Origin of the sequence: Nocardia sp. NPDC051570 (assembly GCF_044454005.1) — a bacterium.
Classification (GTDB): Bacteria; Actinomycetota; Actinomycetes; order Mycobacteriales; family Mycobacteriaceae; genus Nocardia.
In genome coordinates this window covers 313,121-333,784 of the sequence record NZ_JBITDI010000007.1, presented here as the reverse complement: position 1 = coordinate 333,784, position 20,664 = coordinate 313,121, and the positions used below count along the sequence as shown (strand labels likewise).

The window sequence follows — 20,664 nt, the reverse complement described above, 5'->3', positions numbered from 1 at the left end:
TCGAGATCCTATTCGACGGCCAGGGCCACCTCGGTCGACTTGATCAGCACCGTGACCGCGGTGCCCTCGGCCAGCCCCAGGTCCTCGACCGCGTCGCGGGTGATCGAGGAGGTGATCTCCTCGCCACCGGCGAGGCGGACCCGGACCACCGCCATCGCGTCGCCGCGTGTGATCGAGGACACCGTTCCGTCGAGCTGATTACGTGTGCTCAGTCGCATGGGACGAGCCTAGTCAGCCCATCGCCGCAGCTCGCGGGTACACGCGCGGAAACCTGTGAAAACTCGGCCGGAAATCATAGGAACGGCACAGGTTCGCGCCAGGGTCGGTGGCCACTGTGGAGGAGTACGCGTTCTCGGCGGTAGTGAGAGGTGTGGGCGATGGTGGAATTCGAGGTCTCCGGTACGACCGTGACGGTGCATGTGCTCGGCGCGCACCGGTTCCTCGGCCTGCGCGAACACGTCAGCTTCGAGCTATCCGCCGTCACGGCCGTCGTACCGGCCGAGGTCGATCTGCGCCCGCCGTGGGTGCGCACGCCGGGGACGTTCTTCCCGGGCGTGATCGCCGCCGGGACGTTCCGTGGCAAGGGGCGCAAGGAGTTCTGGGACACGCTGTTCGACGGCCGCGCGGTGCGCATCGAGTTGTCGGGGGCCGGCTTCACCCGCCTCGTCGTCGATGTGGACGATCCGGAAACGATTCGGCGGATGCTGGTCTCGTCCGCGGCGGCGTAGGGGTCGGTGCGGAACGGGCGAATTGTCCTGCTGGTCAGTCGATTTAGAGTTGCCGCCTTCGGCGTGTCGTGCGCGCCACGCCGGTGCGACACGCATTTCGGCAAATCTACAGTTTCGCTTGCGGGTTCAATCGACTATTAATGTCCTGTGTCGTTTCCACCCGTGATCACGTGTGTGCCACCGCATCTCACCGGGCGGTGGTGGAGGTGACCATCGAACATCCAATGGGAGACGAGGTCACGCAGCTAGCGAGGCGGGTCGAGAAGGCCCGCGGTCGCATGGCGTTCCAATTCGATCCCTCGCTGACCGAGGCGCTGTCGGAGGACGAGCTCCATGCCGAACGCGAACTCGCCGAGCGCATTCGCGAGCAAGAACGCGAACAGCGCTGGAAGAACGTGCAGGCGGCAGCTTCGGCGTCCGACCGTGCACGGCAGACGTCCGAAGAGATCGCGAAGGCCGACATGCGAGATCTCCTGATGGCCCGCAAGGCGATCGCCGCGCAGCGGCGTGAGTCGAGCCCGCATGCCAAACTGGCCTCGCTGTATCGGCATCGTGCCTGGTCCCAGCGCGCCCTCGCGGGTGTCGTCGTGGCCGGCATGCTGTGGTCGGCGGTCAACGTCCAGCACAACATCGCACCCGGCGGTCCGACCGATCCGCTGTACTGGTTCAGCTATCTGCTGGAAGGCATGATCAGCGTCTGTCTGGTCATCATCATGATCGGCACCAACAAGGTCGCCGAATGGGGAATCCTGGACAGCCGCAGGCAGATCGTGATCGCCGAACTGGCGCTGCTCGCACTGACCGTGGGCCTCAACACCTATCCATATCTACGCGGCGGCTCGTGGTACGACGTCGGCGTGCACGCGGTCGCACCGGTCATGGTCGGCGTCGCGCTGCTGGTGCACGATTCGGCCAGCCATCGGTACGGCCAGGCCATCACCCGGGCCACCGACCAGGTCAAGGACATTCCCGACCCGGCCGAGCAGATCCGGCGCACGCTGCCGACCTTCGTCAGCTTCATCAGGCAGGCGGCCCCCGACACACGGCAGGCGGCTCCCTTGCCCGCGCTGCCGACCGCGCCCGCCGAACAGCATCAGCCCGCCGGTGCCAAGCCCGATGCCGACGTGCGCGATGCCGAAACCGTCGATCCCTCGGTCGAACCCGATATCTGGCTGCCGAAATCGACGCCCCCGCCGAACAATTCGTCGGCCAAGAACTGGATGTCCGATCTCAAGGACGCCCCGGCCAACGGCAACGGTAAGAAGGCCAAGGAGCGGCCCGAGGCCGATCCGGACACCGATTCGATGAATCTGTACGACACCGGTCAGTTCCGCATCGCCGAGACCCTCGAACAGGAGCTCGCCGAGCTGCGTGCCGAACGCCGCCGCGCCCGCGCCAAGAAGCAGCAGCGCGCCACGGCGACCAACGGCGTCGCCGACGACGAGTAGTGAGAAGTCCGTTCAGGCCCTCGACGATACGTCGAGGGCCTGAACGCTTTTCGGGGCAGTACTACGTCGGGCGCCGCCTGCTCATTCCAGCTCAGCTGAGCAGGCCCACGATGGTGGCGGTGATGAAGCTGACGAGGGTGGCCGAATACAGCAGGCGCAGGCCGTATCCCGCTGTGACCAGACCCTGCTTCTCGTTGAGGCTGCGGACCGCGCCGATGATGATCGCGATGCTGGAGAAGTTCGCGAAGGAGACCAGGTAGGTGGAGACGATCGCCATCGTGTGGGTGGACAGGCCGCCGTGGTCCTGATGCAGCTCCTGCATGGCGACGATCTCGTTGGAGACCAGCTTGGTGCCCATGAACTTCCCCGCGTCCACGGCCTCGTGCCACGGGATGCCGGTGATGTAGGCCAGCGGGGCGAAGACGTGGCCCATCACGTCCTGGAACGTCGTGCCGTTGAACAGGGCCGCGAAGATGCCGTTCACCATGGCCAGCAGCGCGATGAAGCCGATGAGCATGGCCGCCACCGTGAATGCCACCCGGAAGCCGACCAGGATGTAGTCGGTGAGCATCTCGAAGAACGACTGCGCCCTGCGTGCGTCGGCGGATTCGCCCTCGAGCAGTTCGGCATCCTCCAGCGGATCGACGCGGTAGGGGTTGGCGAGTGCGGTCACCGCGAAGACGCCCAGCAGATTCAGCACGATCGCGGTGATGACGAAGCGGGCGTCGATGAGCTGCATGTACGCGCCCAGGATCGATGCCGACACCGTCGACATGGCCGAGGCCGCCAGCGTGTACATCCGCTGCGGCGGAATGCGATCCAGCATGCCGCGCAGCGAGATGAACACCTCGGACTGGCCGAGGATCGCCGCGGCGACCGCGTTGAACGACTCCACCTTGCCGAAGCCGCTCACCCACGACAGCATCAGGCCGAGGTACTTGATGATCAGCGGCAGCACCCGGATGTGCTGCAGGATGCCGATCAGCGCGGAGACGAACACGACCGGCATCAGCACCGAGAACAGGAACGCCGGGGTCTGTCCGTACTTGGCCACATCGCCGAAGACGAAGCTGGTGCCCTGCCCGGCATAGTCGAGGATGTGCTGGAATCCGTCGCGGATGACCCGGATCACCGTGGTGCCCACGCCGGTTCGAAGCAGGAGGAATCCGAGCGCGAACTGAACCACCAGCAGAATCGCCACCCGCCCGAGCTTGCCGACCGCCGCGCGGCGGTCGGTACTGGGCAGCCAGGCGAGGAGCAGGAAGACCAGCAGCCCCACGACCCCGATCACATACCGCACGCGCACCTCCGACTGTCAAAGAAGATCAACGGCGGAAAGGCTACATCGGCGATGGAATTGATCGGGCGGAAAGTGGCCTAGTCCCGAACGGCGGTCCGGACGAAGCCGTGCGCGTCGCGCAGCAATCGGCGGGCCTGATCGGCGTCGACCCCGGTCAGCTGCATGACGATGGCGGTCTTGGAATGTCCCCCGGCCGCATCCAGCAATGCCGCGGCAGCCGCGGTGTCCACGCCGGTGGCCTCGGAGACGATGCGCCGGGCGCGATCGCGCAGCTTGGTATTCGACGGATTCAGATCGACCATCAGATTGCCGTACACCTTGCCCGAACGCACCATGACCGCGGTCGAGATCATATTGCACACCAACTTCTGCGCGGTGCCCGCCTTCAATCGGGTCGATCCGGTGAGAACCTCTGGGCCCGTGTCGATTTCGATGGCGATCTCGGCATGCCCGCTCATTTCGGCGCCGCGGTTGCAGGACACCGAGACCGTGCCCCCGCCGACCGAACGGGCGTAGTCCAGCGCCCCGATCGCATACGGGGTGCGCCCGCTGGCGGCGAGTGCGATCACGACATCGTTCGCATCCAGATCGACCGCCGCGAGATCGACTGCCGCGCGGTCGATATCGTCCTCGGCGCCCTCCACCGATCGGGTGATCGCGGTCGGCCCGCCGGCGATGATGCCGACCACCTCGCGGGGATCCACGCCGAAGGTGGGCGGGCATTCCGAGGCATCGAGCACCCCGATCCGCCCGCTGGTCCCGGCGCCGACGTACAACATCCGCCCGCTGACGCACCGGGCCGCGACGATCCGCTCGACGGCCCGCGCGATCTGCGGAATCGCCTGTGCCACAGCGGGAGCCACCGACGTGTCGGCGGCGTTCATCGTGCGCAGCAACTGCTCGACCGGCATGGTGTCCAGGTCTACGGTCGACGGATCGACCGCCTCGGTGGTGAGGGCACCGAACTCGAACAACTACGCCTCCTGAGGGTCGACTACGGTTCTCTGCTCCGGCGATCGGCCACGGCATCGTGGGTGCGGCGCAGCGCTAGCGCCGCCGACGGAGTTCGTTGCAGCACACCGATGTACAGCGCATCGACCACCAGCAGCTGACTCATCCGGCTCGCCATCGCCGCGGAACGGAATCCGTCCTCGCGCCCGGCGACCAGGATCGTGTGGGTGGCCGCGCGGGACAGCCGTGACTGCGGGCTCGAGGTGACCGCGACGGTCGTCGCCCGGGTTCCGACGCGGCGCATCGCCTCCACGATCGCGGCGGTCTCGCCCGAATGCGAGAACGCGATCACCACGTCCCCGGCGTCCAGCAGGCTGGTCTGCACGAGCGCGTCGTCCTCGGACGTGCTGGCGCGACACCACCTTCCGATGCGGGTGAGCTTCTGCTCCAGATCCGTGGCCACCAGCCCGGACGCGCCGATGCCGAGCAACTGGACGCGCCGCGCGTGGACCAGCGCGTCGACCACCGCGGTCAGCGTGGCCGGATCGGCCAGATCGGCCGTCGCGACCATGCCCTCGGTTTCGAAGGCGGTGAGCTTGTGTATCACCTTGCCCAGCGGATCGTCGGCGACGATATCGGTGGCGAATACCGGCGTGGTGCCGGATTCGCCGCCGACCGCGGCCAGCGCCAGCCGCAGCTGCGGATAGCCGTCGTAGCCCAGGGTCTTGGCCAATCGCACCACCGCGGAGGTACTGGTGTCGGCGCGCTCGGCGAGCTGATTCACGGTCAGCTGCGCGGCGCCGGGCGGATCGTCCAGAATCACGCGGGCAACGCGTAATCCGGTCGGCGTGAGCCTCGGCATCGCCGTCACCAGGCGAGTGCGGACATCGTCATCCTCGGCCATGGTTCACCAGTCTGCCTTGACCGGTTCAGCGGCCGTTGGGGCGGGATGCGATCGGCTCGTCAGACCGCCCACTGCTAATGTCACCAGCACCCCTATCGGCACCAGCCACTGTGCGGCAATTCCCTTCTGGGTGACGGTGCCCGCGACGGTCACATCGATCTTGACCACGCGCACCACGAACGTCATCACCAGTACGGTCGCGACGAATGCCACGATCGCGTCGAATTGGTTGGCACGCTTGACGATTCGCCCGAGCAGGAAGGCGCCCAGCAGGGCGCCGTAGGTGTATCCGGCGATGGCCAGCGCGGTCAGGTAGACGTTGCCGGTGGTGGCGCTGAAGCCCATCGCGAACAGGGCCATCAGCACCGCCCACACCAGCGTCATGATCCGGGCCAGCCGCAACATCGTCGCATCCGGCAGCTCGCGCGTGGCGAAGCTGCGCACGATATCGGCCACGGTGGAATTGGCCATCGAATTCAGCGCCGCCGACAGCGAACCCATGGCGGCGCCGAGGATTCCGGCGACCAGCAGTCCGGAGATCACCACCGGCAGCCCGTGCAGGATGAAGTTCGGATACAGGTTGTCGGAGGTGGACAGGCCGAGCTGTTTGGGGGTGCGGCCCTCGTTGTAGGCCCACAGCAGCGCGCCGACCAGGGAGAAGGCGGCGAACTGCACCGCGACGAAGATGCCCGAGCCGATCATCGCGCGGCGGCTGTCGCGCAGCGAGCGGGTGGCCAGGATGCGTTGCACGATCAACTGATCCGAGCCGTGCGAGGCCATCGAGAACAGCGCGCCGCCGATGATCGCCGTCGGCAGGGCGAAGCTGCTCGTGAGCACGTGCGCGAGATCGAAATCGGTATCGAAGAGGTGAAACTTCCCGGCGTGGAACGCCTTCGACCAGCCGTCGGCACCCACATGACCGGTGAGCACCCCGATCGCGATCAGCGCACCGATCAGATACAGGCTCATCTGCAGCGCGTCGGTCCAGATGACCGCCTTGATGCCGCCGAGATAGGTGTAGATCACCGTGACCACGGTCAGCGCCACGATGATGATGTTGTAGCCGAGATGGATGCCGAATTCGTCCAGCAGCAACTGCAGCGGGATCGCGGAGGCGAACAGCCGCACACCCTCGGCGAGCAGCCGGGTGACGACGAAGGTCAGCGAGGCCACGCCCTGCAGATAGCGCCCGAACCGCTGCAAGAGGTATTGATAGGCGCTGACGAATCCGCCGCGCTTGTACAGCGGGATCAACACGAAGGCCACCACCGTGCGGCCGATGATGTAGCCCATCGCCAGTTCGACGTTGCCGAAGGCCTGATCGGTATAGGCGCCGCCGGGGATGGAGATGACGGTGAGCACGCTGGTCTCGGTGGCCACGACCGAGAAACACACCGCCCACCAGGGCATCTTGCCGTCGCCGACGAAGTAGTCCCCGCTCGAGCGCTGCCGCCCGGAGCGGCGCAGGCCCACCCAGCCGACCCCGACCAGGTACACGACGATGACCGCGAGATTGAGTGCGTTCATCGTGCCTCCCCTGGGTTAGGGTGTGCGGTTAGTACGCAATTCTCAATTGACATGTCACTTCTGTCAATAATTGTCAGCACGGCGAATCACCAATTTCTCCACGGCCGTCGTGGTGTCGACGGCCAGCAGGGCGGCTCCGTCGATCGAGGCGCCGAGCGGGGCGCGTCGCTCGACCCGATGCGTGAGGGCCGCGTCCAGGGGATCCAGCAGTGGCGCACCGAGATTGATCAGTCCGCCGATAATCGCATAGGGAACCGGTTGCCGCAGCCCGGAACGGTCGGCGGCCGTCAGGACCGTGGCGGCCAGGGCGCGGGCGGCCCCCGCCATGATCGCGGCCGCGATGGGATCGGTGTCGGCGGCGGCCGCGACGACCGGGGCGAAGCGGGCGGTCAGCAGCGGGGGATTATCGTGCCGGCCCAGGTAGTAGGGCAGGTCGGAGAGCGGAATGCCGTACTCCTCGATGGCCTCGGCCGCCAATGCGGTATCCGGTCCGCGCCCGTCGAAGGAGCGCAGCGCCGCGCGCAGGCCCGCCAGCCCGATCCACGCGCCGCCGCCCTCGTCGCCGAGCAACGGCCCCCAGCCGTCGATCCGGACCAGCTCGCCGCCGCCGTCGACGGCCGTCGCGACCACGCCGGTTCCCACGGTCAGGACCACACCCGGATTCCCGCCCAGCGCGCCGACGTGCGCGGTCACCGCGTCGGAGGTGACGGCCACCGAGGCCACGGTATCCAGTTCGGCCAGCCGGTCGGCGAGTTCGGCGGCGGCGTTCGGGGCCGACCAGGCCCCGGCCGCGCCGATGGATACCGCGAAAGGAGGTTCCGGATCGGGGGTTTCGTCGATGATGCGCAGGATTGCGCGATAGGCCGCGGGGCCGCCGTCGATATCGGCGAGCCCGCGCGAGCCGGCGCTGCGGGTGGTGCGCACCTCGCGCTCGTCGACGCGTAGTGAGCTGCGGCAGTTCGACTTGCCGAGATCCACGGCCAGGATCGGGAGGTTCATGACCGCACCGCCGTCGCATCCGAGCCACCGGTCACGGTCGCCGGTCGATAGCCCACCCAGTGCCGGGCGACCCACGCCCATAACGCGATCAACACGGCACGCAGGATACTCGAGTTCCGGCCCGCATATCGGTCGGCCGACACACTGTCGAGTGCGATTGCTGCGACATGGCTGAACGAGGCGATCGGGAACGGGTGGCCGGGGAAGCGGGCGGGGCTGGTCTCGCACGGGCGGAGCATGCCTCGACTATGGCTTCCGATACTTCCGATGTGAACCAATTCGCCGCCCCTGATTCCGGGGGCTCGGCGTGGCGGGCGGTCGCGGACGGGTGGTCGGCCGCTACAGTGCGCTCCGATAGCTACCCGATTGCCTGTGAATCGTATTCGCGCGAGGGTCGAGGAGGGTCCGCTCTGATGCGTCGCCTGGTTCTGCCTGCGCTGGTGTTCGGTGTGTTCGCGACGGTCGCGCTGCTGACCACGACCACGGTCTGGAATACGTTGGCGCGCACCGTGACCGGGCCGACCGAGGCCTACTCCGCGACATTCTCCGATGTGCTCGGGCTGCGGGTCGACGACGATGTCCGCATGGCCGGGGTGCGGGTCGGCAAAGTGACCGATATCGCACTGACCCGAGATCCCCACTCGGACAAATACGTCGCGAAGGTGTCCTTTGTTGTGCAGCGCGCCCAGACGCTGTACTCCGACACCAAGGCGCTGGTGCGCTATCAGAATCTGATCGGCCAGCGGTATGTGGCGCTGGCGGCGGGGGTCACGGGTGATGCCCGCCCGTTGCGGCCGGGCGGGGTCATCCCGCTGGAGCGGACCGAACCGTCGTTCGACCTGTCGGGTCTGCTGGGCGGATTCCAGCCGCTGTTCGAGGTGCTGTCGCCCGAGCAGGTGAACAGCCTCACGAGCACCCTGGTGCAGGCGCTGCAGGGCGATCGGGTGTCGTTGGCGTCCTTCATCACCCAGGCCGCCGATCTCGCGGTGGATTTCCATCGCCGCGACGCGATCCTCGCCGAGGTCATCACGAATCTGAGCGGCACCATGAGCGGCCTGGCCGCGCGCGGTGCGGAGCTGGAGACGCTGGTGGTCCAGACCCGCGCCCTGATCGCCGGGCTGTACGAACAGGGCCAGTCGCTGCTGTCGTCGACGACTCGGCTCGCCGGCGATACCGACAGCCTGCTGCGCATGACGAACCGCGTCCATCCGCTGCTCGCCGGTGCGCAGGCCTCGGTGCACGACGCGCTGACCCTGTTCATCGCCAACGGTGAGCGACTCGACCGGGCCGCGGTCGATCTGCCGGCGATCCTCGCCGATATCGGCCGCAACAATCAGGAGGGCGCCTACAACTCCTCCTACGTCTGCAGTCTCGACGTCTCCCTCTACGGCGTGCTGCTGCCTCGCGGTCTGGTCCCGCGCATCGGCGGCGACTCGCATTCCGCGGTCTGCCGTCCCTGATCGGAAGATCTTCCGGCCCTGGGTATCTGGCGAATCGAACGAACCACCCCGGTCAGCGCGTGACAATGAGTGAGGTATCGCTGCACCGGTCCTGCATTGGAGGTCGTTATGGCCGACCGGGAATCGTTCGACTACGTCATCGTGGGTGCGGGCAGCGCGGGCTGCGTCCTCGCCCATCGGCTCACCGAGGATCCGGCGGTCACCGTCGCGCTGCTCGAGGCCGGTCCGGCCGATGAGGCCGAGCAGATCCACATCCCCGCGGCCTGGGCCACATTGATTCGCACGCAATGGGATTGGTGTTACGAGACCACGCCCCAGAAACAGCTGGGCGGGCAGCGCGCGTACTGGCCGCGGATGAAGGCGCTCGGCGGCTGCTCCTCGATGAACGCCATGATCTACATCCGCGGCAACCGCGCCGACTACGACGGCTGGCGCCGCGATTTCGGCGCGGTCGGCTGGAGCTATGAGGATGTACTGCCGTATTTCGTGAAATCGGAGACCAATACCGGTCTGCGCTCGCCGTATCACGGCACCGACGGCCCGCTGCACGTCGAAAACCCGCGCTACACACATGAACTCACCGAGGCATGGGTCGAGGCCGCGGTCGCCGCCGGGCTGCCGCGCAGCGCCGATTTCAACGCCGCCGAGCAGGACGGCGTCGGCCCCTATCAGGTGACCCATCGACACGGCCGGCGCTGGTCGACCGCGGACGGCTACCTGCGACCGGTCCTGTCGAGGCCCAATCTGACCGTGCGCACCGGCGCGCACGCCACCCGGGTGCGCTTCGAGGGCGCCCGCGCGATCGGCGTCGACTATCTGCGCGACTCGCGGGAACATACGGTGTTCGCCGACGCCGAGGTGCTGTTGTGCGGCGGGACGATCAATTCGCCGCAGCTGCTGATGCTTTCGGGGGTCGGGCCCGCCGCGCACCTGCGCGAGCACGGCATCGACATCGTCGCCGACCTGCCCGGTGTCGGCGAGAATCTGCACGATCATCCGGCCACGCCGATGCTGTGGCATACCCGCGACTCCTCGGATCTGGCGCAGTTCGAGAACCCGCTGCGGCTGGCGCAGTGGCAGGCACTGGGCCGGGGACCGCTCGCCTCGAATATCGGCGAGGGCGGCGGATTCACCCGCACCCGCGCGGATCTGACCGCGCCGGATATGCAGTTCCACGTGGCCCCGACGGCCTTCTACGACAACGGACTCCATGAGAGCCTGGGCCCGATGTTCACCGCGGGGCCCACGCTGGTCGAGGTGCACAGCCGGGGACGGTTACGGTTGCGGTCGGCCGATCCGCTGTGGAAGCCGGAGATCGATCCGGCCTATCTGTCCGATCCGCGCGATCTGGACGCCCTGCTGGTCGGGATGCGATTGGCGATGGATATCTCCCATCGGCCGCCGCTGTCGAAATACCTTGTGCGGTCCTATCTTCCGGCATCGGGCGACACCCTCGACGAGGACGGGCTGCGCGCCCACGTCGAACGCTGGACCCAGACGCTGTTCCATCCCGTCGGCACCTGCGCCATGGGCTCGGGCGAGATGTCGGTGGTGGACGCGGAATTGCGCGTGCGCGGGGTCGACGGCCTGCGCGTGGTGGACGCCTCGATCATGCCGCGCATCGTGCGCGGCAACACCAATGCCCCTGTCGTGATGATCGGCGAGAAGGTCGCCGATCTCATCCGTGGTCGCAGCGTCGCCACCGCGGCCGTTCCCGTCGTGAAGGAGAGCAGTCGATGACCGCAACGGGCGAACTACCCACTGTTGGCACACAACCCGTCTTCGAGGTCCGCAATCCGGGCACCGGTGATCTGGTCGGAACCTATCCCGTGCACTCCCGTGACGAGGTGGCCGCCGCGGTCGTGCGCGCCCGCGCCGCCTTTGTCTGGTGGTCCGGACTCGGCTATCGCGCACGCGCCGAACGGCTCTCGCGCTTCGCGGGCGTGATCGCGCGGCGCATGGGGCAATTGAGTTCGATCATCCATGACGAGACCGGTAAGCCGTATTCCGACGCGATGCTCGAATCCGCGCTGACGCTGGACCATCTGAAATGGGCCGGACGTAACGCCTCGAAGATCCTGGGGCGCAAGAGGTCTCGTGTCGGACTGTTGACCTTCAACCAGGCCGCGTCGGTGGAATACAAGCCGCTGGGCGTCATCGGGGTGATCGGGCCGTGGAACTATCCGGTGTTCACCCCGCTCGGCTCCATCATCTACGCGCTGGCGGCCGGAAATGCGGTGGTGTTCAAGCCGAGTGAGTTCAGCCCGGGCGTCGGCGCCTGGCTGGTACGGATGTTCGGCGAGGTGGTGCCGGAACATCCTGTGCTGCAACTGCTCACCGGCGATGCGAGCACCGGCGAGGCTTTGTGCCGGGCCGGGGTGGACAAGATCGCGTTCACCGGATCGACCGCGACCGCGAAGAAGGTCATGGCGGTGTGCGCGGAATCGCTCACCCCGATGGTGGCCGAATGCGGCGGTAAGGATGTGCTGATCGTCGACGCCGATGCGGATCTGGACGCGGCCGTGGAGGCGGCGCTGTGGGCCGGCATGGCCAATGCCGGTCAGTCCTGCATCGCGACGGAACGGGTCTATGTGCATCGATCGATCTACGAGCCGTTCGTGGACCGGCTGGTAGCGCGGGCGCGGTCGGTGCGGGCCGGGATCGACGCCGAGGCCAAGATCGGCCCCATCACCATGCCGCGGCAGGTGGCTGTGATCCGCCGCCACCTCGAGGATGCGATCGTGCGCGGCGGGCGCGTGCTCACCGGCGGGGTGAGCGAGATCAACGGGCAGCTGGTGCAGCCGACCGTGCTGGTGGATGTGCCCGAGGATGCGCTGGCCGTGACCGAGGAGACCTTCGGCCCCACCCTGACCGTCGCGTCGGTCGACGATATGGACGTCGCGATCGAGCGCGCCAATGCGAGCCGCTACGGGCTGGCGGCGGTGGTGTATTCCAAGGCCCGCGGGCGGGAGCTGGCCGAGCGCCTGCACGCCGGAATGGTCAGCGTGAACGGGGTTTTCACCATCCCGCAGATCCCGTCGCTACCGTTCGGTGGTGTCGGGGATTCCGGCTTCGGCCGCATCCACGGCCCTGACGGCCTGCGCGAATTCACCTACGCGCACGCCGTCGCCCGCCAGCGTTTCGCGCCGCTGATGGCCGTGACGACCTTCGACCGGACCGCCAAGACCGACGCGCTGCTCGCCAAGACCATGACGCTTCTGCATGGGAAGCGGCAGGTGGATTGAGAGTTACCCGATGCCCTGGCCGGGTGGACCCGGCCAGGGCGAACTCTCAGGCTCTGGCACGAACGAACTTGTAGATGATCAGCAGAACGACCGCCCCGACGATCGCCCCCAGCACCGAATGACTGACCGGCGGCCGGACGTCGAACTTGTGCGGAGCGAAGACCAGACTGCCCAGCGTCCCGCCGACATAGCCGCCGACGATGCCGAGCACGATGGTCCAGAGGATGCCGAAGTTCTCCTTGCCGGGAACGATCAGTCGCGCGATGGCTCCGGCGACCAGTCCGATGATGATCATCACGATGATGCTGCCCATGACATTCGCTCCTTGCGGCAGGGTGATACGGGCATACCGAAGGTAGCAGTACATCCCGGACGTAGCGATATGTTCGTGGCCGCACTGTGATACGCCACGCCGAGTATCGCGTATTCGGGCGTGGCGCAGCACTTCTCAGGACGCCCAGGGGCCGATGCCGCCGACCTTCTCGATCCGCACGCGAGTGAGATAGCCGGGCGGGGTGTCGGCCGGCGGGAAGTGCGAGTCGGGGCCCAGCATGGCCTGGGCCAGCTCGCGCAGCAGTTCGGGCGCGCCGCCCTCGGCGATGCGGGCGGTGCCGGTGACGGTCAGATAGGGACGCAGCGCCCCGCTGACCGCGGGGCCCAGGATCGTCAGCCCCACCCGGCCGTCGCGGCGGACGTTGCGGACCTTGCGGTGCTCGCTCCGGTGCGCCGCGACCAATTCGTCCCCGTCCGGCGTCGACCGCAGCGCCACCCAGACCACACTGACCTGCGGGCTTCCGTCGGGATTGAGGGTCACCAGAGTGGCGTCGGCCCCGGCGCCGATGAGCGCGCGGGCATCATCGTTCAGTCTCATGAATGTCCTCAACCCGCGGATGACCCCCGATCATCCCGCAGCATGAGGGCCGTACCGGAAAGGATGACGGCGAAGACGCCCGCATGGGGGATGCCCGCGGCGGCGGCGATCTTCCAGAATTGTTTCGACGGAACGGAATTGGAAGGCAGGTCGGCCGTGGCGGGCAACAGCAAACAGGAACAGACCGTGTTGTGGACCGTGGGGCTCGTCCTGCTGGTCCAGGGCTTCGGCTCGGTCCTGACCGAGGCGCTGTGGCGGCACTCGTTCGGGGTGTCGGGCGTCCTCATCCGCTATGGCGCGCCGCTGTGGACGTCCTGGATCATCGGGGCGGTAGGCCTGGGTGTCTGCGGCTGGGCCGTCAAGGCCGAGCGCGCCAACCGTCCCTGAAAATGCCGGTGCCCCAGGTGAATTCACCTGGGGCCCCGGGCGGGGGAGCTCAGAGCGTACCGGGTGAGTTCTTCGCGGCCGAGCGGACGCCGAAGGCGTACACGACGTCCATGATGCCCATGAAGATCAACCACCAGCCGACCGTGAGTGTCAGCGCCGCGATGGAGTGGATCGGCCACACCGTGAGGGCGATGCCGCCGAGGACCAGCACGATGCCGAAGAAGATCGACCACCCCTTACCCGGTATACCGGGCGGGGCCTCGGCCCCGGCGATCAGGGCGGCGATACCACGGAACATCCAGCTGATTCCGATCCACAGCGCCAGCAGCACGACCGCATCGCCGATGCTGCGCAGGCAGAAGAACGCCAGAATGAACGACAGCACACCGCTGATGAGGGTCAATACCCGCCAGCCCGTGCTCACATGCGGCCCGAACGCCGCGACCAATTGCAGGATGCCCGAGACCAGCAGATAGATCCCGAACAGAATGCCCGCCACGACCAGTGTCGGTCCGGGCCAGGTGAGCACCAGGATGCCGACGATCACCGACAGGATGCCGATGACCAGCAACGATTGCCACGCGCTACGTGCCAGCTGATGCAGCGGACCCTCGTAAACACTATTGCTGGTTGTCATGGTCGAAGAATAGGACGATGCGGGCAGCCAGCGGCTCAACTGCGCGTCTCGACCGTGTCACGACCCCTTACACCCGTACCGTGACCCGCCCGCGGTTGGCCCGCGCGAACTGTCCGGGCGACTGACCCTTCCAGGAGCGGAAGGCGGAGGCGAAGGCCGAGACGCTGGAGTAGCCGAGGCGGTCGGCGACCTGTTCGACGGTCAGCCCTGCCACCAGCAGCTCCTCGGCCAGCATGCCGACCGTTTCGGTGCTGAGTTCGCGAAATGTGGTGCCCTCCTGGGCGAGCCGGCGGCGCAGGGTGCGCACGCTGACATCCAGATCGGAGGCTATATGCGACTGATCGGCCAATCCGCCACGGCGGATGAGCAACTGGCGCACCCGCCCGCTGATGCCCGCGCGGCCGCGCCGGCGCTGGATCAGATCCGCGCATTGCTGTTCGTAGTAGCGCTGGGTGGCCAGATTCGCCTGTGGCAGTGGCATATCCAGCGTGCCGGCCTGCCACACCATATAGGTCCGTTCGGCGCCGAAGACGAGAGTGTCGACGCCGAGCAGCGTGCCGAACATCTCGTACACCGGATGTGCGGGCATGGCCAGCTCCACCCGCGTGGTCGGCACGCGCATCGGCAGCAGATCCTGCTGAATCGTCGACACCGCGGCGACATCGCGCTCGAGGACGAAGCGGCGCAGATCCTCCGGGATGAAGCTGTCCTCGCGCAGGATCCAGACCTCGTCGCCGTGGTCCTCCATCCAGTGCCGCCCGAGCGTGGAGGACAGATCGGCGTACCGCAAGCCGACCTCGCACGCCTGGCGCAGGGTCGCGCAGCTCATGATGGCGAAGCCCAGCACGCCGAAATTCGGTGCGTGACACATCAATCCGGCCATCAGCCCGAGGCCGGGCTCATCGTCGACACCCTGGACCACGTTGCGGGTCAGGGTGATCTCCTGCCCGATGGTGATCTCCGAGGTCGGGTCGTCCAGTTGGCCGTCCTGGATTCCGGTACCGCGCAGGATGTCCGGCACCGACATGCCCCGGCTCTGTCCGAACTCGGCCAGCAAGGCCACGCCGGTGGTCGAGCGGAGTCGGAGTGGCTCATCCGTTGCCCTGTCATCATCCACGGGAAAATCGTCGCAGAATCCGCCGCTCGCGCGTCCCATATTCGCCGATTTGTGGCCCAATGCGTGCTGGTTGAGCGGGCACGTTAGCCATACGGTTTCTCTCATGCCGCATCGCGATCGGCGCGCCCTTTCGATCCGGGCATTAGTCCACTTGGCCCGGGTGCTGCGCGATCGCGGTGTGGCTTCCTCATTGTCGACGCACCGGAGTGAGCCCCCGAATGCTGTCTGCTCGTACGAATTCCACCAGTACCGATTGGATCACCGTGACCGCGCCCGTCGACGGGCGGCTACTGGGCACCGTGCCGACCCATACCGTCGACGGGGTGGATGCCCTGGTGGCGGGGTTGCGCCGGGACCAATGGCAGTGGCGGTCACTGGGTGTCGTGGGGCGGGTGCACTGGATGACCCGCCTGCGGGATTGGCTGCTGGACAACCGCGACACCCTGGTGGAACTGCTCGCCGATGAAACCGGAAAGTCGGTCTCGGCGGCCCTGCGGGAATTCCGGCTGGGCATCGATGCCATCGATTTCCATCGCACCCATGGCGCCGAATTCCTCGGCACGCATCGGCCGCGGCCGCTGCATGTACCGAATGTCGCCCTGCGGCTGACGATCGCGCATCGCCCGTGCGCGGTGGTCGGCGTGCTCGCCGGGTGGACCTATCCGCTGGCGACCATGCTGTTCGACGCGGTGCCCGCGCTGCTGTCGGGTTCGGCGGTGCTGGTGCGCCCGGCGTCGGTGACGCCCTTGACGACTCGCGCGGTGATCACCGGATGGACCCAGGTCGGTGCGCCGCCCGTATTGGAATACGCGGTCGGCCCGGACGCCGGGCGCGCGGTCGTGGACTGTGTCGACGCGGTGCATTTCACCGGATCGCCGGAGACCGGCAAGGTGGTGGCGCTGCGCGCGGCCGCACGGCTGATCCCGTGCCGGCTCGAAATCGGTGGCAAATCATCAGCAATCGTGCTGGCCGATGCCGATCTCGATCGCGCGGCCGTCGGAATCGCGCTGGGGGGTCTGGCCGAATCCGGACAGAACTGTCACAGCATCGAACGCGTCTTCGTCGAATCCGCCGTCTACGACGCGTTCGTCGAACGTCTGGTCGCCGAGGTCGCCGCGTTCGGCGCCGACGATCCGGATGATTCCGGCGTGGACGTACTGACCTCGGCCGCACATGTGCGCCACCTCGAGGAGCAGGTGCGCGATGCCGTGGCGCACGGGGCCACGTTGCGGATCGGCGGCGCCGGATCCGGACATGTGTTCGCGCCGACCGTGCTCGCCGGGGCCGCGGCGGGCATGCGGGTGCTGACCCAGCAGACCCTCGGGCCGATCCTGCCGGTGGTGCGGGTCGACGACGTGGATCAGGCCGCCGTCGCGGCGAACGAGGCCTGCGGTCCGTGCGCGAGCGTGTGGACCACCGACGACGCGGCCGAGGCCTATCTCGCCGGGCGCCTGCTCGCCCCGCGGATCGGACACAACGATGTCTCGGTCCATCTCGTGCCGCTCACCTACGCGTAAACGGCGCTGTCAGAAGGTAGTTCATCAAGGTAGTTCGAATCGACGAGGCAGTCATGGACAACTATCCCGAATCCGGTTTCCGTCCCCTCGATTTGGCCGTGGCGGAGGTGAAATGATGGTCGGCTGGCAGGTCTTCGCGGCGACCATGGTCATGGTCGGAATGATGGCCGCGGTGGTGCTGAGCGTGCGGCCGCAGCGAATTCCGCACGGGCGCACGGTGGACGAGATCCGCCGGCGCATCCGCGCCGAGGCCCTGATTCCGGCGGCTCCACCGGCGTCCGCGGTGGCGCATTCCGCACCCGATCACCCCCTCGCGGTGCCCGAGGCGCATCGGGCCATGCAGCAGCATCTGGACTGCACTGTCACCGACTGCGCGCACAAGGCCGCGGCGTATCGCGTCCTCGTCGCGGCGGGTCGTCTGAAGCCTCGATAACGAAAACTATTCGTATCATTCACGACGCGCCGCAGACGCTTCTGGAGAATTCGTCACCGAGCTGGGCAATATGTCCGCAACACCGGTGGACTTCTCGCAGAAGGGGTTCGTGTGACGACGTTCGAAACGCCGACGCTGCAGTTCTGGCCGGGCGGGGTGCGTGCCCGGCGGGAGCGTCGCACCCTCGCGCTGGTGACCATCGCACTGCTGTCGTGTGTGCAAGGCCTTGATACGGCCGTGCATTCGATCGCACTACCCGCGGCGCGCCACGAATTCGATATGGGCCCTGGTGTCGCGGCGCTGGCCGCCGGCATCGGGGCCCTCGCGTCGGTGGCGTGCATCCTGGCCGTGGGCATGCTCGGCGATCGGACCGGGCGGCGGCGAGTGTTGCTGTGCGGCGGAACGGCGGTGGCGATCGGCAGCATGCTCACCGCCTATGCGCCCGATGCCGGAGTATTCCTGCTCGGCCGGGCGCTCACGGGAGTCGGTGTGGCCGCCGCGGTGGGCACGGCGCTGGCGTTGATGCCCGCGCTGTACTTCCGGCACGAGCTGCCCTGGGTGTTCGGGGTGTGGCTGGGCATCCAGTCGATCGGGGTGATGGCCGGTGGCATCGGATTACAGGTCGTGAGCACCGAAACACCGTGGCGTAACGGATATCTGGCGATGGCATGGATCGCGCTGGCACTGGTGATGCTGGCCTGGTTCGCGGTTCCGGACAGCCGTCCCGCGGGTCCGCGCCGATTCGATGTGGGCGGGGTGATCTTCGCGGCGGTCGCGCTCGTGGCCGCGCTGGTCGCCATCGGCCGCTCGATCGACTATCGCTGGAACAGCCCGGGCGCCTTCGGCACGATGGCCCTGGCGGTGCTGGCGTTCTCGGTATTCGTGCGCTGGGAGCGGCGGCGCGGGCGGCCCGCTTTCCCGGTGGCGCTGCTGGATTCGCTGCCCTTCGTCGCGGCGTGCCTGGCGGGGGTGGTGTTCGCCTTCGTCGAGGCGGTCTATCTGCGCCAGACGGCATGGCTGCTCGCCGATTACGTGAACGGCCCGGTCCTGACGGTCGCCCTCGCGGTGGTCCCGCTGTCGCTGGGCATGCTGCTCGGGGCGGTGCTGGGCGGGCAGGCGCAGGAGAACGGCACCTCTTCGCGCGCGGTGCTGGCCTCGGGCCTGATGTGCTGCGGACTCGGTTCGCTCATCTTGATCTTCGTCGCCGAGCGCACCGAGCTGTGGCTGTACGCGGCCGCGGGGGCGCTGATCGGGTTCGGCCTGATGTGGGCGCAGAACGCGCAGTCGGTGCTGATCATGTCGGCGGTCCCGCCGACCGGTGCGGGCGCGGCGGCGGCCGCGAAATTCGGTGCGGCGCAGGTGGGTTATGCGCTGGGGCTGAGCACGCTGCCGCCGATCGTGGCCGCCTTCCCGGTCTCCGCGCCGGTGGGCAGCGTGCAGGCCGATATCCATCACTACACCGGAAGTATGTTCGTCACGACGGTCGTCGTATTCACCACCGCGCTCGGGGTGACCATCATGGTGTCGGGCAATCTGGCCCGCGTGGTGGTGCGCATGCCGCTGCCGCATCGGCTGGGCAGCGCGCGGCCGGTGCCGATGCGGCTGTGGTACCGGGGCGCACAGCTGCACGGTGAGCAGGCGATACCGCAGACCCAGCGGGGCGCGGATATGCGGTTCCAGCTGGCGGGCCGCCCGGGTGTCGCTGTCGAGATCGGCGCGCAGCCGGGAAAACCCTTCGCGCGGTTCGGATTCCAGACTGAGAGCCAGTCTGGGCATCCGAATGTGCGGGTGACACCCGAGGGCGCCACCGACGCCGTCGGCACACTCGTGCGGGACCCCGATCTCGCTGACGGCGACGACTTCGCCGAGATGTTCGATGAATTCGTCCAGCGGCACGGCGAGCATGCCGCCCGGCTCCGCCGCGACGGTCAGAGATTCACGGGGCCGCCGGAATTCGCGATCGACGCGATGACGCCGGGCCGAGAGCCCGAGCCACCGGGCGACCCGTTTCCTCTCGGCGAGATCGCGCCGGTGATGCACGGTGAGCAGCGCTAGCGCGGATTCGATGCGTGGGCGCGGGCGCATCGGGTGGAATTCGAATAGCCCAGTGCGCCAGTATCACTCGAGTTTCCGCGAGCCGGGGCTAGGGTGGATGGATCACGGGCGTGTCCCGGTCGGATATCCACGTTCTCGACTGAGGAGAGACGTTATGGATCTGGGTCTGCACTATTGGAACTACTCGACTCCGGCCGATCCGGCGCGGATCGCGGCGACGCTGGCGCAGAGCGCGCGCCTCGCCGAACAGGCCGGATTCGCGGAATTCACCGTCATGGATCACTTCTTCCAGATGGAGCTCCGGGGCACGGCCGACGAGCCGATGCTGGAGGCGTACACCACGCTGGGATATGTCGCGGGGGTGACCGAGCGAATCCGGTTGTCGGTGTTGGTGACCGGCGTGATGTATCGCCATCCCGGCCTGCTCGCCAAGATCGTCACCACCCTCGACGTGCTCTCCGGCGGGCGGGCGGCGCTGGGGATCGGCGCCTCGTGGTACGAGCGCGAACAACTCGGGCTGGGTGTGCCGGTGGTACCGGTGGCCGAGCGGTTCGAGCGACTCGAGGAGACGCTGCAGATCTGCCTGCAGATGTGGAGCGATAACAACGGGCCGTACAAGGGCGAGTACTACCAGCTGGCCGAGACGCTGTGCGTGCCCGCGCCGCTGACGCGCCCGCGCCCGCCCATCCTGATCGGCGGCGGTGGCGAGCGGCGCACCTTGAGACTCGTCGCGCGCTACGCCGACGCCTGCAACCTGTTCGCTTCCAGCACCGAGGACATCACCCACAAGCTCGAGGTGCTGCGCGGCCACTGCGAGGACGAGGGCCGCGATTACGACGGCATCCGCAAAACCGCCGTCTACCTCGGCTCGATCGATGACCGCGACGCCTTCCTCGCCGACGCCGAACGATACGCGGCGCTGGGCATCTCCCAGTTCGATGTGATGCCCGACGGCGACCCGATCGCCTTCACCGAACGCGCCGCCGCCCTGGTACCCGTACTCACCGCCCTCTGACCCCGCGCGCCTCCTTGACCGCATACCCATAGGGGGTATAGCTTCCGGGTGTGCGGCACGGTGTCGCGCG

General features: G+C 67.5%; 21 protein-coding genes. 10 read left to right on the top strand and 11 right to left on the bottom strand.

Features of this window, described 5'->3' with window-relative positions; genetic code table 11:
- Positions 1–8: 8 nt before the first annotated feature.
- Entirely contained in the window at positions 9–218 is a 210-nt protein-coding gene (locus ACIA76_RS20285; RefSeq protein ID WP_397153378.1) for a molybdopterin-binding protein, read from the bottom strand.
- Positions 219–377: 159 nt separating this feature from the next.
- Here ACIA76_RS20285 and ACIA76_RS20280 point away from each other — a divergent pair, with 159 nt between their 5' ends.
- Together ACIA76_RS20280 and ACIA76_RS20275 are read left to right on the top strand one after the other, a co-directional pair.
- Positions 378–728, top strand: a complete 351-nt coding sequence (locus ACIA76_RS20280) for a hypothetical protein (RefSeq protein ID WP_397153377.1) — start codon at positions 378–380, stop codon at positions 726–728.
- Between the two features lie 278 nt (positions 729–1,006).
- Positions 1,007–2,176: a hypothetical protein gene (locus ACIA76_RS20275; RefSeq protein WP_397153376.1), complete on the top strand. Its 1,170-nt coding sequence runs from the start codon at positions 1,007–1,009 to the stop codon at positions 2,174–2,176.
- Positions 2,177–2,267: 91 nt separating this feature from the next.
- On the opposite strand, the gene ACIA76_RS20270 is transcribed toward ACIA76_RS20275, so the two are convergent.
- From ACIA76_RS20270 to ACIA76_RS20245, 6 genes are all read right to left on the bottom strand, one after another.
- Positions 2,268–3,476: a NupC/NupG family nucleoside CNT transporter gene (locus ACIA76_RS20270; RefSeq protein WP_397153375.1), complete on the bottom strand. Its 1,209-nt coding sequence runs from the start codon at positions 3,474–3,476 to the stop codon at positions 2,268–2,270.
- 77 nt (positions 3,477–3,553) lie between these two features.
- Positions 3,554–4,450 carry an N-acetylmuramic acid 6-phosphate etherase gene (gene murQ / locus ACIA76_RS20265; protein ID WP_397153374.1) on the bottom strand — a complete coding sequence of 299 codons (897 nt, stop codon included), beginning with the start codon at positions 4,448–4,450 and terminating at the stop codon, positions 3,554–3,556.
- Positions 4,451–4,470: 20 nt separating this feature from the next.
- On the bottom strand, positions 4,471–5,331 hold the full coding sequence (locus ACIA76_RS20260; RefSeq protein WP_397153373.1) for a MurR/RpiR family transcriptional regulator: 861 nt from the start codon (positions 5,329–5,331) through the stop codon (positions 4,471–4,473).
- Positions 5,332–5,334: 3 nt separating this feature from the next.
- Entirely contained in the window at positions 5,335–6,858 is a 1,524-nt protein-coding gene (locus ACIA76_RS20255; protein WP_397153372.1) for a sodium:solute symporter, read from the bottom strand.
- A 63-nt stretch (positions 6,859–6,921) separates the two neighbouring features.
- A complete protein-coding gene (locus tag ACIA76_RS20250) occupies positions 6,922–7,857 on the bottom strand; it encodes an N-acetylglucosamine kinase (RefSeq protein ID WP_397153371.1) in 936 nt (311 codons plus the stop codon).
- A complete protein-coding gene (locus ACIA76_RS20245) occupies positions 7,854–8,096 on the bottom strand; it encodes a hypothetical protein (protein ID WP_397153370.1) in 243 nt (80 codons plus the stop codon). Before ACIA76_RS20245 ends, ACIA76_RS20250 begins: the two co-directional genes overlap by 4 nt.
- Before the next feature lie 174 nt (positions 8,097–8,270).
- Here ACIA76_RS20245 and ACIA76_RS20240 point away from each other — a divergent pair, with 174 nt between their 5' ends.
- From ACIA76_RS20240 to ACIA76_RS20230, 3 genes are all read left to right on the top strand, one after another.
- Complete coding sequence (locus ACIA76_RS20240; protein WP_397153369.1) at positions 8,271–9,317, top strand: MCE family protein; 1,047 nt, start codon at positions 8,271–8,273, stop codon at positions 9,315–9,317.
- A gap of 108 nt (positions 9,318–9,425) precedes the next feature.
- Positions 9,426–11,057 (top strand): GMC family oxidoreductase, encoded by a 1,632-nt coding sequence (locus ACIA76_RS20235; RefSeq protein ID WP_397153368.1) that lies wholly within the window; start codon positions 9,426–9,428, stop codon positions 11,055–11,057.
- The gene (locus ACIA76_RS20230; protein ID WP_397153367.1) at positions 11,054–12,562 is read left to right on the top strand and encodes an aldehyde dehydrogenase family protein; all 1,509 of its coding nucleotides are present in this window, start codon (positions 11,054–11,056) and stop codon (positions 12,560–12,562) included. The genes ACIA76_RS20235 and ACIA76_RS20230 overlap by 4 nt, the downstream gene beginning before the upstream one ends.
- A gap of 46 nt (positions 12,563–12,608) precedes the next feature.
- Here the strand turns inward: ACIA76_RS20230 and ACIA76_RS20225 are convergent, their stop codons facing one another.
- Both ACIA76_RS20225 and ACIA76_RS20220 read right to left on the bottom strand, forming a co-directional pair.
- Entirely contained in the window at positions 12,609–12,875 is a 267-nt protein-coding gene (locus tag ACIA76_RS20225) for a GlsB/YeaQ/YmgE family stress response membrane protein (protein ID WP_397153366.1), read from the bottom strand.
- A 135-nt stretch (positions 12,876–13,010) separates the two neighbouring features.
- The gene (locus ACIA76_RS20220; protein WP_397153365.1) at positions 13,011–13,433 is read right to left on the bottom strand and encodes a PPOX class F420-dependent oxidoreductase; all 423 of its coding nucleotides are present in this window, start codon (positions 13,431–13,433) and stop codon (positions 13,011–13,013) included.
- A 42-nt stretch (positions 13,434–13,475) separates the two neighbouring features.
- Here ACIA76_RS20220 and ACIA76_RS20215 point away from each other — a divergent pair, with 42 nt between their 5' ends.
- Positions 13,476–13,820: a hypothetical protein gene (locus tag ACIA76_RS20215; RefSeq protein WP_397153364.1), complete on the top strand. Its 345-nt coding sequence runs from the start codon at positions 13,476–13,478 to the stop codon at positions 13,818–13,820.
- Between the two features lie 49 nt (positions 13,821–13,869).
- Here the strand turns inward: ACIA76_RS20215 and ACIA76_RS20210 are convergent, their stop codons facing one another.
- A complete protein-coding gene (locus tag ACIA76_RS20210) occupies positions 13,870–14,457 on the bottom strand; it encodes an HdeD family acid-resistance protein (protein WP_397153363.1) in 588 nt (195 codons plus the stop codon).
- 67 nt (positions 14,458–14,524) lie between these two features.
- A complete protein-coding gene (locus ACIA76_RS20205) occupies positions 14,525–15,574 on the bottom strand; it encodes an AraC family transcriptional regulator (protein ID WP_397153362.1) in 1,050 nt (349 codons plus the stop codon).
- Between the two features lie 218 nt (positions 15,575–15,792).
- Here ACIA76_RS20205 and ACIA76_RS20200 point away from each other — a divergent pair, with 218 nt between their 5' ends.
- From ACIA76_RS20200 to ACIA76_RS20185, 4 genes are all read left to right on the top strand, one after another.
- Positions 15,793–17,091: an aldehyde dehydrogenase family protein gene (locus ACIA76_RS20200; RefSeq protein WP_397153361.1), complete on the top strand. Its 1,299-nt coding sequence runs from the start codon at positions 15,793–15,795 to the stop codon at positions 17,089–17,091.
- Between the two features lie 115 nt (positions 17,092–17,206).
- A complete protein-coding gene (locus ACIA76_RS20195) occupies positions 17,207–17,524 on the top strand; it encodes a hypothetical protein (RefSeq protein WP_397153360.1) in 318 nt (105 codons plus the stop codon).
- A gap of 111 nt (positions 17,525–17,635) precedes the next feature.
- A complete protein-coding gene (locus ACIA76_RS20190; protein ID WP_397153359.1) occupies positions 17,636–19,579 on the top strand; it encodes an MFS transporter in 1,944 nt (647 codons plus the stop codon).
- Positions 19,580–19,733: 154 nt separating this feature from the next.
- Positions 19,734–20,594, top strand: a complete 861-nt coding sequence (locus tag ACIA76_RS20185; protein ID WP_397153358.1) for an LLM class F420-dependent oxidoreductase — start codon at positions 19,734–19,736, stop codon at positions 20,592–20,594.
- Positions 20,595–20,664 lie beyond the last annotated feature (70 nt).